12 protein-coding genes are annotated in these 12,814 nt (G+C 62.8%); 10 read left to right on the top strand and 2 right to left on the bottom strand.

Features of this window, described 5'->3' with window-relative positions; genetic code table 11:
- Positions 1–62: 62 nt before the first annotated feature.
- Positions 63–425, bottom strand: a complete 363-nt coding sequence (locus VGM51_12855) for a hypothetical protein (protein HEY3413924.1) — start codon at positions 423–425, stop codon at positions 63–65.
- 3 nt (positions 426–428) lie between these two features.
- A complete protein-coding gene (gene pyk, locus VGM51_12850) occupies positions 429–1,856 on the bottom strand; it encodes a pyruvate kinase (protein HEY3413923.1) in 1,428 nt (475 codons plus the stop codon).
- An 89-nt stretch (positions 1,857–1,945) separates the two neighbouring features.
- Between pyk and VGM51_12845 the strand changes: the two genes are divergently transcribed.
- From VGM51_12845 to VGM51_12800, 10 genes are all read left to right on the top strand, one after another.
- Complete coding sequence (locus VGM51_12845) at positions 1,946–3,703, top strand: hypothetical protein (protein ID HEY3413922.1); 1,758 nt, start codon at positions 1,946–1,948, stop codon at positions 3,701–3,703.
- The gene (locus VGM51_12840; protein ID HEY3413921.1) at positions 3,696–5,447 is read left to right on the top strand and encodes an alpha amylase family protein; all 1,752 of its coding nucleotides are present in this window, start codon (positions 3,696–3,698) and stop codon (positions 5,445–5,447) included. The genes VGM51_12845 and VGM51_12840 overlap by 8 nt, the downstream gene beginning before the upstream one ends.
- On the top strand, positions 5,444–6,856 hold the full coding sequence (locus tag VGM51_12835; protein ID HEY3413920.1) for a hypothetical protein: 1,413 nt from the start codon (positions 5,444–5,446) through the stop codon (positions 6,854–6,856). Before VGM51_12840 ends, VGM51_12835 begins: the two co-directional genes overlap by 4 nt.
- 74 nt (positions 6,857–6,930) lie before the next feature.
- Entirely contained in the window at positions 6,931–7,461 is a 531-nt protein-coding gene (locus tag VGM51_12830; GenBank protein ID HEY3413919.1) for a hypothetical protein, read from the top strand.
- Between the two features lie 174 nt (positions 7,462–7,635).
- On the top strand, positions 7,636–8,049 hold the full coding sequence (locus VGM51_12825; GenBank protein ID HEY3413918.1) for a response regulator: 414 nt from the start codon (positions 7,636–7,638) through the stop codon (positions 8,047–8,049).
- 11 nt (positions 8,050–8,060) lie between these two features.
- Complete coding sequence (locus VGM51_12820; GenBank protein ID HEY3413917.1) at positions 8,061–8,291, top strand: hypothetical protein; 231 nt, start codon at positions 8,061–8,063, stop codon at positions 8,289–8,291.
- A 232-nt stretch (positions 8,292–8,523) separates the two neighbouring features.
- On the top strand, positions 8,524–10,050 hold the full coding sequence (gene guaA / locus VGM51_12815; protein ID HEY3413916.1) for a glutamine-hydrolyzing GMP synthase: 1,527 nt from the start codon (positions 8,524–8,526) through the stop codon (positions 10,048–10,050).
- Between the two features lie 53 nt (positions 10,051–10,103).
- On the top strand, positions 10,104–10,667 hold the full coding sequence (hpt, locus tag VGM51_12810; GenBank protein ID HEY3413915.1) for a hypoxanthine phosphoribosyltransferase: 564 nt from the start codon (positions 10,104–10,106) through the stop codon (positions 10,665–10,667).
- Between the two features lie 43 nt (positions 10,668–10,710).
- Complete coding sequence (gene rho, locus VGM51_12805; GenBank protein ID HEY3413914.1) at positions 10,711–11,973, top strand: transcription termination factor Rho; 1,263 nt, start codon at positions 10,711–10,713, stop codon at positions 11,971–11,973.
- 79 nt (positions 11,974–12,052) lie between these two features.
- A complete protein-coding gene (locus tag VGM51_12800) occupies positions 12,053–12,634 on the top strand; it encodes a bifunctional nuclease family protein (protein ID HEY3413913.1) in 582 nt (193 codons plus the stop codon).
- The last annotated feature ends 180 nt before the right edge of the window (positions 12,635–12,814 follow it).

The raw sequence follows: 12,814 nt of genomic DNA, 5'->3' as shown, positions 1-12,814 counted from the left end.
AAGGCCCGCCGCGCCCGGAGTGTTCCGGGGGCGGCGGGCCTTCACGCGCTTCGGGCGTATGTTTACGGCGTTGCGGGCGCCGGGGCCTGTTCCTGAACGCGCACCGGATGCTCGTCCGGGAAGTGGTAGCCGAGGCTTCGCGACTGCGCGATTTCGCCGGCGGGGGTCTTCAGGTGGATTCGCCGGCGCTTCAATCGCTCGTTGTCCGCCAACAGGCTGTCGCGGCGCTGCCTGTCCTCCGCCACGCTTCGGTTTTCACTCCAGTGAAGGAGATAAGGGTGGGACAGCTTGGACGCGATCAGGAGAGTGAGGCTGAGGCCGACGGCGGCCAAAGCGAGGCGGGCGAACGCGAAACCGACCCGTTCCCAGGTCAGCCCGCGCCGTCTTCGTGATTTGGACGAGGAACGAACGCCGTATGTGCTCACAGTTTACCCTCCCGCTTCTTCAACCGTGGCGACTCGTATGAGATTAGTATTACCGGGAACGCCTACGGGCAGTCCACCGGTCAGGACGACTATGTCTCCCGGGCTGACGAGTCCGGCGTCCCGAGCGCTGTTGAAACTTGCGTCTAGTGTGCCTTCGATCGAATCGGCCATCGGCGCAAGAACGGGGTTGACGCCCCAGCTCAGGGCAAGGCGGCGATAGGTTTCGGGTTGCGTGGTCACTCCGATTATTGGCGATTTGGGCCGGTACCTGGAGATCATGCGCGCCGTGCTCCCGGAAGAGGTGGCGGTCAGAATGGCCGCGGCATTCAGATGCCCGGCCACCACGACGGTGGCGGCGCTGATGGAGTCCGTGACGGTATGGGCCTGGTCTTCCATTCGCGTCTTCAGGATTCCTCCGAAGTCCAGCGTGGTTTCAACGTTGCGGGCGATTTCGACCATCATCGCGACGGTTTCGGTCGGGTATTTTCCGATGGCGGTTTCACCGCTCAGCATGACGCAGTCGGTGCCGTCGAGGATGGCGTTCGCAACGTCGGTGACTTCCGCGCGCGTTGGCCGGGGATTGTAGGTCATCGACTCCAGCATCTGCGTTGCGGTGATGACCGGTTTGCCGACGCAGTTGCAGCGCCGGATGATGTCCTTTTGAATGGTTGGGACTCTCCAGATGTCCACATCCACACCCAGATCGCCCCGCGCGACCATCACAGCATCCGCGGCATCGATGATGGCGTCAATGTCCGACACCGCCTCGTGCTTTTCGATTTTGGCGATGATGGGGATGGACGCTCCAAGCGCAGTCTGATGCGCCCTGAGTGTGTTCAAGTCCGCCGCGGAGCGCACGAACGAGGCGGCAAACCAATCAACGCCGTGCTCTACCCCGAAAGCAAGGGCATCCAGATCGCGTTGGGTGATCGTCGCGATGTCCAACCGCACGCCCGGAACCGCAACGCCCTTGTGGCTAGACAGATTGCCGCCAACCAGAACGCGCGTCCGGATGTCGGTGTCGTTTGTGGACAATACCTTGAGGTGAATGCTGCCGTCGTCGAGGAAGACGCTGTCGCCGGGCTTTACCGCTTTGCGCACCTCCTGGTTGGGGAGGCTCGCCTCGTCCGCCGATCCTGACACCATTCGGGAGGTCAGAACGAATTCCTGGCCGCGTTCCAGCCACACCGTCCCGCCCTGGATTTCACCGATACGGATCTTCGGGCCGGGCAGGTCCAGGAGGATGGCGATCGGGCCTTGCGTCGTCTCGGCCTGAGCCCGGATGTCCCGTATGGTTTGCGCGTGTTCCGCGAATTCGCCGTGGGAGAAATTCAGCCGGGCCACGTTCATACCGGCGTCGATAAGCGCCCGGAGGCGTTCCGGAGCGCGTGTAGCGGGGCCGATAGTGCAAATGATTTTGGTGCGTCTCACATAGGTATCATATGCGCCGCCCCGGATATGGTGCAACCGCCGGAATGGGGCTAAGCGATTTTTCAGAAGGCGTTATGATAAAGAGTGAAATGAGATTATCCAAAGCAGTATTCGCGATATGCGCCTTCCTCTCGTGGGCCAACACCTCCACGCTGGGTCAACCGGTGAAGACAGGCAGTTCGGGCCACGGCAAGCGAGTGGCGCTGACCATTAACTACCAGCCCGTGGCGGTGTTGCGGGCGAGAGGCGGATCGTCGGCTTCCGAACGGGTGGAGGTTGCGCTGCGCCGGTTGGCCGGCCTTGCGAGATCGGGCCGCGCCGTGCACTTTTCAGCCGGACGCGGGTCGGGGGGCTGGGCGGTTATGGCAAACGGCGGCGTCATCATCGTCGCCGGATCGTCCGACGCGAAGCCCATGAAGATGAAGCGGCGGTCCCTCGCCAGGCGGTGGGCGTCCGCGTTTGCCCGCGCCTGGAGCCTTCCTCTGCTCACTCTGAACGAAGGGAGCACGACCGTGCCGGCGGGCGCCGTGAGATCGCTGCGAATCGGCGGCGTCGGCCGGGGGGCGATCAAGGTTGCCGTGGAGCCGTCAGGGATCGTTTCACCGCGCTTGAAGGGCGGCGCCATCTCTCTGCGCGGCGTGACGCCGGGGCACGGGTACCTTACCGTCCGGCGCGATGGCGCGATGGTGACCCGGGCGTTCCGGGTGATGAAATGGGCCGGCGCCGCGCATCTCGTCGGCCTCGAGGTCACCGGAAGCGCCGTACCACGCGACCTGCTGGCGACGCTGATTGGCACGGAAGCCTCGCGGGGCGCCCGGCTCGAACCGGGCGCGTTCGCGGTGATGGAATCGCTGCCCATTCTTCCGCAAGTATGGACCCGTGGATCAACGCTGAGATCATCGCTGGGCGTGCGGATGGCCGGCCCGGGCTACCTGCCCGTCGCCACGCGTATTCCGCTGGAGTTCTATCGCAGAGCCCTGCCGCCCGCGCCGAAGGTGGAGCTGTTCTACTCGAACCACCCGGAGTCGGTGGACGCTCCTCAGATTCTCTTCCGCCACGCGATTGGCCGCTCGACTTCCGCCCGGCTTCTGTATCACCACCAGAACGCCGCGAAGGGACCTCTGATTTTTGCGGTCGACCTTCGAAACCTCGGGGATAGGGCCGCGCGCGTCCAGATTGTCGATGCGGCCGCCGATCCGGCGGTGGATACCGTTTATGTGGGCCATCAAGCCGCGTTCAAGTTCTTCAAACGCACGAAGGCCGGCGCGGGGATTATCGTAACGGTTCCGGCCCATGGCAGGCGGCGGTTGTTTGATCGAAGGGTGGGGGAGGGAGAAACGGCGAGCGGCATCATCGTCGTGCGCCCGCTTGGCGGAGGCAGCCTGTCCCTGACCACGATGGCGGAGGCCGTTGACGACAAGACGCCCGGGTCCGGCGCGAAGAAAGAAGCCGACACGGTATGGATGGCGCCCGATCTGAAGGTGGACGCTGCGTACACCGTTGGCGGCGAGTGGACATACATTCCCATCGGCCAGCAGCCGGTTTCGAACGGGGCGGGCCTCAAACTGGATGGCAACTATGGGGTCCTGTATACGGTGAGGCTGCGACTGGTGAACCCAACCGCCACGCGGTCCTCTGTGAAGGTGTTTTTCGAACCGCGCGCGGGGGAAGCCCGCGCCGCTATGCTCGTGGAAGGCTCTCTGAGGGAGACCGGCCGGGCGATACCGCCCGCCGAAGTCCCGATGGCGACCTTCACCCTTGCTCCGCATCAGACGAGAACCGTTACGCTCGTGACGATGCCGGCGGCGGGCGGCTCTTATCCGGCGGCGTTGATCGTCCATGCGTGACACACCGACAGCCGTGAATGGGATGCGATGGGTTCTCGCGGCGATCCTCGCCTCGAATTTGTCCGCAGCGCGATGTCCGGCGGCCCAATTGCCCACGCCAAAGCCGGCGATCGTTCAGGCGATCGTGCGCGCCGCCGGTCTCGAGGCGAGGGTCATGTGGATGGACGGTACCGCGAACCTCGACAATCTCGATACGCAGGCGAAAGTCGCCGCGGTGATGGAGCACTGCCGAAAGGCGAACATCAACACCGTTGTGGTAGACGTGAAGCCTCTGGTGGGTGAAGTGCTTTACCCCAGCAAGGTGGCACCGCGCCTGGTCACGTATCGGGGCAGGCAATACGACGCGCGATACGATCTGCTGGCGACGGCCCTGGAAGAAGGCCATAAACGCGGCCTGAAGGTGTACGCAGGGATAAACGTGTTCAGCGAGGGCAACAAGATCGTCGGACGCGGGCCGGCTTATACAAAGCCGCAATGGCAGGCGATGTGTTACGTTGCCGACCGCAGCATCCTCACCCCGGATGGCGCGTATCCGGTTACAGCGACGGACGATGTTCCGGGCACGGACGGCATGGCGGTGTATACACCGGCGTCCGGGACCTCGCGCCGCGTGAAACCGGGCGAAACCTATGCGGTTGTGTCGAACGGAGTTGTTGAGGCGGTCATGTCGGCCGACGCGGTGGATGAACAGTCCGTTCCGATCCCGGAGGACGGATTCCTGCTCGTCGCGCTGGGCTCCGCCGCCGACTGGATGGCGGACCGCCTGCGCCCCGGCGTTACCGTTTCATGGGACGAATCCGATCGGCTGGCGCCGATCGAGAAGGCGCCCGGCGAGCGGGTATCGGTCTTCGTCAATCCCATTAACCCCGAGGCGAGGGCGTACGAGCTCTCCGTGATGAAGGAGATCGCGACCAACTACGCGGTGGATGGCATCGTATTCGACCGGATGCGGTACTCCAGCCTGTCGACGGATTTCTCCGCTGTCTCCCGGGAGGAATTCGAGAAGTGGGCGGGGGTACGGATCCAGAACTGGCCCGGCGATATCTACGGATTCACCACAGACCCCTCCCAGGAGGCCGCCCGCGGGCCGTACTATCGCCGCTGGCTGGAATGGCGCGCGCGAAATATGAAGGCCTTTGCCAAGGAAGCCACGACCGCCGTCCGAACCGCCAGGCCCGACGCAAAATGCGCTGTGTACGTCGGCTCCTGGTACCCCGTCTACTACGGGGTGGGCGTGAACTGGGCGAGCGATGAATATGACGCGGCCTACGACTGGATGACGGACAAGTATTACGAGACCGGATTTGCCCCGTTGATGGACTGGCTCTGTACCGGCACTTATTACCCAGAGGCATACCGCGCAACCGCCGCCAAGAACGGCCGCGACCCCGACGCAACGGTTGAGGCGGCGGCGGGTGTATCGACCACCGTAGTGAACGACGCGGCGTTTGTGTATGCGAGCATCAGCGTCTCCGATTTTGTGGGGCGGCCGGCGCCCCTGATGCAGGCCATCCAGGCCGGGCTACAGGAAAGCCAGGGCGTCATGCTGTTCGACCTCGTCTACGTCCTTCAGAACAATCTCTGGGGCGTCCTGGAACAGGCATTCCCGCGCCCCGCCATCGCGCCGCACGATGTTGGCGAACTGCTGAACCGGATCAAGGACGTTCGCGCCGTATTGCCGCCGGCGCCCGCCAAACCGGCCGCCGTTGGATCTCAGAACTGGAAACTGGTGGTTCAGGAGTGAGCGTTCGTCGTTCCTGGGGGCCGGCCCTTCTGTCCCTGCTCGCCCTGGCCTCACGGGCGCCGGCAGCACCGCAGCCGGTATGGGTTCGCATAGACAACGCGGTGAGCGGCCCGGTACAGGTTCGCGTGGGGGACGATGGCAAATGGGTGACCCTGGGACGGGTGCTGCGTCCCGCGAACCGGACGGCGCCCGGCTTCGGCGCCGGACGATGGGCCGCTCCGGGCACCGTTGCGGCGACGGCTGTCCACGGTATCCGCATACGCATCGCCGACGGCGAGTTCAGCCCGATGATATCGCTGGTGCCGCGCCAGTTCGCCGCTATCCCCGACCTCTATGGGGGCCACGTTCCGGGAGACAGCGGCATTCGGACGGACATCAGCGCCGGCGAGTCCCTATTCCGGGAATGGGCGCCGTTGGCACGGAGCCCTGTCTACCTGGAAACGGCCTCGGCTCCGATGCCGCTTCCGGCGGACTATATGCCCGTGGCAGGCGACGTATTGCTCATCAGAAGCCTGTGGCCCGACAACTCGCCCGCGGAAATCCAGTTCGAGAACCATAAGGGCGGCCCGGTGACCGCGGTGTACACGGATGGCCGGCGCGAGACCATCGGCACGGTATCCCAGCCGCTGCGGGGCGTGGGCCGTTTCGACGGTACAAGTTACACGGGCGTCGGCGCTATTAACACCAACCATCCCGGTGTGATAACCGTCTCGACGGCCCCGGTCGTTCGTTCGGACGTATCCGAGGGGGCCCCTCCGGAACGGCGCGGAGGCTTCGAGATCTCGCCGGCGGTCCACGTGCGAGACCAGGCCGAGGGAGCGCCCCAGGTGATGGGGGTTGCGCCCGTCGCCGGGGAAGAAGGGCTCGAGGGCACTTTCCCCTTGTTTGGCGGAGCGCTGGGCCTGTGGCGCGGGGACGATGCCGCACCGGGTTTCCGAGTGGAGATGCAGGTGGACGGCGGCGCCTGGGAACCGCTGCCACCCATGGTTGGCCGCGACGACACGGCATTCTCCGCCGCGGGGCTTCCGAAGTATCTGGGCTCGGGCGACCATCGTTCGATCACCAAAGGGCTTACCGGCCTGCGCATCCTCCTCCCGCGTTGGAGTCAGCGTGTCGCCGAGGACCTCCTGGCCCAGGCGGCGAAGGGGGAAAAGGCCGCGGGGAAGGAACCGACCGGCGTGTACACGCCGGCCCGCGGTGTAGTATCCCTGTCAGTGAAGGGCGCGATCCGCTCGGTGGTGTATTCGCTTGATGGCGAAGTGCGCGCGGTTGGGAACATGGCCGGATACGTCTGGGCGTGGGACACAACGAAAGAGGCGAACGGCCGTCATTGGCTCCAGGTGGACCGGACGAATGCGGATGGAACGGTGCAAAGAGGGGTGCGCCGATATTATGTGACGAACGGTTGACACGAACGCGCGTTCGGTGGTATCATCTTCCCAGTGGCGCAATCCGCGCCGACGTATCGGGAAGGGAGGCCGGTATGCCGTTCAACGTCAAGAAGCATCTGATACGGGTTCAGGGCGGGCGCGAGTACCTGCCCGTCGCTTATCGTCTCGTCTGGTTCCGCGACGAGCACCCCGATTGGGGCATCGACACGCACCCGGTTTCGGTGGACGTGGAGAAGGGGATCGCGGTGTTTCAGGCGGCCATCCACAATTCCGAGGGCCGTCTGATGTCATCCGGCACAAAGATGGAGACCGCGCGAAACTTCGGCGATTTCGTTGAAAAGGCCGAAACCGGCGCGATCGGCCGCGCGTTGGGAGTCCTCGGGTACGGCACCCAGTTTGCCCCCGAGTTCGACGAACGCGACCGGCTTGTGGACACCCCGGTCGTCCGGCAGGAGTCTCCGGCGGCCGGGGTGGAATCGAGGCCGGTTCCGGGGCCGTTGCCGGGCGGCGGCGCAGCATCGACGTGCGGCACGTGTTCGCGCCCGCTGACAAAGGGGCAGGCGGACTTCAGTGCGGCGCGGTATGGCCGCGCATTGTGTCCGGCGCATCAGCCGAGGGCTTGAAGCGGTTCAAATCTGCGATCCAAGCGTGGCGGGCCAAGGCGCCTGCCACGCCGATTGACGCGCGCTTGTGTGGAATTGTATACTTGGAACGGCGGGGCCTCGCAGGAGACGCGCGGGGCCGGTTGTCAGCCATTTCCCACAGACTGCTGATTCCGCTCAAGATGGAGATTGTAAATGGCGAAAATACTCGCGGTGGATGACGAGCGGCACATTGCCCGCCTGGTGCAAGTCAACCTGGAACGCCAGGGCCATCAGGTGACGGTTGCTTACGATGGTGAGGAGGCGCTGGAGAAAGTTGCGCTGGAGCGCCCCGATCTCATCGTCTGTGACGTAATGATGCCGCGCAAGGACGGCTTTCAGGTCCTGAACGAGCTGAAGGCGAACCCGGAAACCGCCAGTATACCTGTGATCATGCTCACCGCCAAAGCGCAGGACGCGGACGTATTCAGGGGATGGTCATCCGGCGTAGACTGCTACCTGACCAAGCCGTTCCAGCCCACTGAACTCATCAACTTCGTTCAGCGAGTTCTGGATTCCCAGAGCGGCACGGATGATTTCGGCGGCGGGACGACGGTTTACAAGATCTAGCGGCGATTACCATGTCCAATGCGACAGAAAACACGCGGTGCTCGAACATAAACTGGCTTTACATCCTCGCCGGCGCCGCCCTCGTGGCCGGCGGGATCGTTGTGCTGTCTCGAATCGAATCTCTGCATCAGAATCCCGATGACCCGATCGCAGATGCGCAGCGGATGCTTTCCCGCGCGCAAAGCAAACTGACGGAGATCGAAGCGGGCCTCCGAACCGCTCGCGAACCGCAGATCGCCTGAGCTCACTGAGCCCGTATTTTTGAAACATATTTCGGCGTTCGGAGGGGTGTGCCCGCAGGGCCGCTCCCCGGAATAGCCCGCGGTTGTCCGCCGTTGGTTTCCCGACGCGTAAGATTGGGTATCACTCAACGGCGTTTGCCCGCCCCGATCCGTCGAGGATGAAGGCGCAAGGTGCCTTACCTCTCTCCGATCGCGGGCCATCTCCTGATTTCGTTCCGACTGTCAATCACTCATGGATACCGTCCTCGTACTAGATTTTGGCGCTCAATACGGCCACCTGATTGCCAGACGCATCCGTGAAGCACGCGTCTTCTGCGAGGTGATCGCACACGATACACCCGCGGAGGAAATTCGCGCCCGTCACCCGAAAGCGCTGGTTCTCACAGGTGGCCCCTCGAGCGTCTATGAACCCGGCGCCCCGCACTGCGATCCGGCTGTATTTGAACTTGGTATACCCGTGCTGGGTATTTGCTACGGAATGCAGCTGATGGCGTTCGAGCTCGGGGGGCAGGTGACGCCGTCGGAGCGCAAGGAGTTTGGCCGCACCGAACTGCACGTGATCGCGGACGATCCGCTGTTTGCCGGCCTCGACCGCAACCTTGTGGGCTGGATGAGCCACGGTGACCACGTGACCGGCGCGCCGGAAGGGTTCGAGATCACCGCCTCTACCGCTACAACCCCGATAGCCGCGATGATGGACCCCGTGCGCCGCCTGCACGGTGTTCAGTTCCATCCGGAAGTCGTTCACACGCCGTGGGGACAGGACGTTCTCGTCAATTTCCTCCTGAACGTGGCAGGGTGCGACGGCAACTGGACCATGGATTCGTTCGTGGACTCGGCGCTTCGCGACATCCGGGAGAAGGTGGGCGATTCCCGGGTGGTCTGCGGCCTGAGCGGCGGGGTGGATTCATCCGTGGTCGCGGCCCTCGTTCACCGCGCTGTCGGAGAGCAGCTGACCTGCATATTCGTGGACCATGGGCTGATGCGCAAGGGAGAGGGTGACAGAGTCTCCGAGATGTTCAGCGAGCATCTGCACGGACGCCTGGTGTACGTGAACGCGCGGGAGCGGTTCTTTCGCCGATTGGCCGGCGTTGAGGATCCGGAGCGTAAACGGCTGATCATCGGCGAAGAGTTCATCCGCGTTTTCGAGGAAGAGGCGCTCAAACTTGGGCAGATTGATTTCCTGGCGCAGGGGACTGTCTATCCGGACGTCATCGAAAGCGGCCTCGGCAAGTCCGCGATGATCAAGAGCCACCACAACGTTGGCGGCCTGCCGGAGCGGATGCATTTCAAACTGCTTGAGCCGCTCCGTTACCTCTTCAAGGACGAGGTGCGCGGCGTTGGCGAGGAGCTTGGCCTCCACTCCGACCTGGTTTGGCGGCACCCGTTCCCGGGGCCGGGACTGGCCGTCCGCATCATCGGCGAAGTGACCAAGGACAGGGTTGAGATACTTCAGGACGCGGACGCGATCGTCACGGATGAGATCCGGAAGGCGGGGCTGTACAGGGAACTGTGGCAGGTTTTCGCGGTTTTGCTGCCGATCCGCAGCGTGGGGGTGATGGGTGACGCCCGGACCTATGACTACCCGATCGCGGTGCGCGCGGTTACGAGTGACGATGCGATGACCGCAAACTGGGCGCGTCTTCCGTACGATGTGCTCGAACGTATCAGCAGCCGCATCATCAACGAGGTGCGCGGCGTCAACCGTGTGGTGTATGACGTCACCAGCAAACCGCCGGCCACCATCGAGTGGGAGTAGGCTGCGATTGCAGATTTGTGCAACCGCGGACATTCCTCCCAAAGTCAAACGTTATGTCATTGATCCAGAGAACCGAAGAAGACGACCTGGCCTACGTGATGTTTTCCGCCGAGCAGGTCAGGGCGCGGGTCGAGGAACTGGCGGCACAGATATCGTCGGATTACGCCGGGCGCGAATTCACGATGCTGGGTGTCCTGCGGGGCGCGTTCATTTTCATCGGGGATATCATGCGTGCGGTGAGCATACCGTGCTCCGTGGATTTTATGGCATTCGAGTCCTATGGGGCCTCCACCAAGACGTCCGGGATCGTACGATTGACCAAGGACCTCGAGGAAAGCGTCACAGGCAGGCACCTGCTGGTCGTTGAAGATATCATCGACAGCGGCAGGACACTCAATTACATGCTTCAACTGATGGAAGCCCGGAAACCGGCATCCCTCAACATCTGCACCCTTCTAGAAAAACCGAGCCGGCGCGAAGTGGAAATCGCCGTGAAGTACTGTGGGTTTTCGGTCCCGGACGAATTCGTTGTGGGCTACGGTCTTGATTACGATCAACGATACCGCGGCCTGCCCTGCATCGGCGTGTTGAAACCGGAGATATATGGCGGCACGTAGACCAACCCAACAAAGGCCTCCCAAGGGAGGGGAAGACACCAGCATGGAACTCGCTGAACTCGAAGCAAAAGACATCACTGAGTTGTTGTCCGTAGCGAAAGAACTGAACATCGAGGACGTGGAGGACCTGACGAAACAGGATCTTGTGTTCCAGATCATGGAACGCGAGACCGAAAAGAGCGGCCTCATCCTGGGGTCCGGCTCACTTGAGATTCTCTCGGACGGCTGGGGTTTCCTCCGTCAACACGGATTTGACCCCACCAGCAATGACATCTACGTCTCCCAATCGCAGATCAAGCGATTCGGGCTGCGTACCGGTGATTTCGTTAAGGGGCAGGTACGTCCTCCGAAGGACAATGAGAAGTACCATGGCCTGCTGAGGGTATTGGCTGTAAATGGCCTGAACCCTGAGGACGCAAAGCGCCGGAAGGACTTCGACCAGCTCACCGCCATCTACCCCGATGAGCGCCTGCAGTTGGAAACAGGCACAAACGACCTGGCGGCCCGGATCATCGACCTCATTTCGCCGCTCGGCAAAGGGCAGCGCGGCTTGATTGTCGCTCCGCCCAAAGCCGGCAAGACGACGATTCTCAAAACGATCGCCAACAGCATCACGACGAACAACCCCGAATGCGACCTCATCGTCCTGTTAATCGATGAGCGCCCCGAGGAAGTCACCGACATCCGTCGCGCAGTGAAGGGACACGTCGTCGCGTCGACGTTCGATCAGCAACCCGAGAATCACATGCGCGTGGCCGACATGGTGCTGGAACAGGCGAAGCGCCTGGTGGAGAGCAAGAAGGACGTTGTTGTGCTGCTCGACAGCCTGACGCGTCTCGCCCGCGCGAGCAACCTGACGGTGAACCCGTCCGGACGGACGCTGCAGGGCGGCCTCGACCCGGCGGCCATCTACCGCCCGAAGCGGTTCTTTGGGGCGGCGCGAAACATCGAAGAGGGCGGAAGCCTCACGATCATCGCCACCGCGCTTGTCGAAACCGGCTCGCGCATGGACGATATCATCTTCGAGGAGTTCAAGGGAACCGGCAACCTGGAACTGGTTCTGGACAGAACCCTGCAGGAGCGCCGCATTTTCCCGGCCATCGACGTCAAACGTTCCGGAACACGTCACGAGGAACTGCTCTTCCCGGACGAGGAACTCAAGCAGGTGTGGGCTCTGCACCGCGTGTTGGCGGCCCTTGGAACGATCGAAGCGACCGAGTTGCTGCTCGATCGCATCCGCAATACCAAGAACAATCGCGAATTCCTGCAGATCATCAACAAAACCGTAAAAAACGTTGACATGTAGGCGTGCGTTCCAGCCCTCGGGGGGATAACATGACATGCAGGGACGCCGGTCGCGTCCAATGTCTGCTGGGAGGCTCGTCATGAGCGAACGAGACTGGGACAATCCGGGGGGCGACGAGTTCGGCGTGGAGTTCACAGGTCAGCCATTTGACTTCAACCTGGAGAATCTCTTCGGCGATGCCGTTCCGCTTGATCCGGGCCAGGAGGCCGAGGATGAGAGCGGACGTCCGCGCGCGCTGAACGAAAAAGAGGTCCACATCGTCGGCGTGTACGAGCAGCACACCCACGACGGCCAGGCCGCGTACTTTGTTGCCGTTCAGGACAACCGCGACCGCAATCTCCGCATATACATCGGGCAGCACGAGGCGTACAGCATATCGATGGCGATCGAGGGGCGGGCTTTCAACCGGCCCCTGACGCACGACCTCGCATGCGTCATCATCGACCGACTGGGCTGGAGCGTGGACCGGGTGACCGTTGACGACGAGTACAACGGCATCTACTACGCAAAACTCTCGCTGACCAATGCGGATGATGGTAAGTCCATTGATGTGGACTGCCGCCCCAGCGACGCGATCGCCATTGCGGTCCGCACAAAGGCGCCGTTGTATGTGGCCGAGTCCGTGCTGGAAGCCGAAGGCCACAAAGAACACGAGCTTTAGGCGGCGCCGAAGCCGAGGTGTGGCCGCATCCGATTTGGGGGTGATGCCATCGTGTGTTGGTGGGGACGCGGGCGTCGTGGATAATGCCATCGTGTGTCGGCGAGGACGCCGTCGACGTTGTGGATGATGGTATCGTATGTCGGCGAGGACGCCGCCGCCGCCGTGGATGATGCAATCGTA

Source organism: Armatimonadota bacterium (assembly GCA_036504095.1).
GTDB lineage: Bacteria > Armatimonadota > DTGP01 > JAKQQT01 > JAKQQT01 > DASXUL01.
This window is presented reverse-complemented; position numbering and strand designations above follow the sequence as displayed.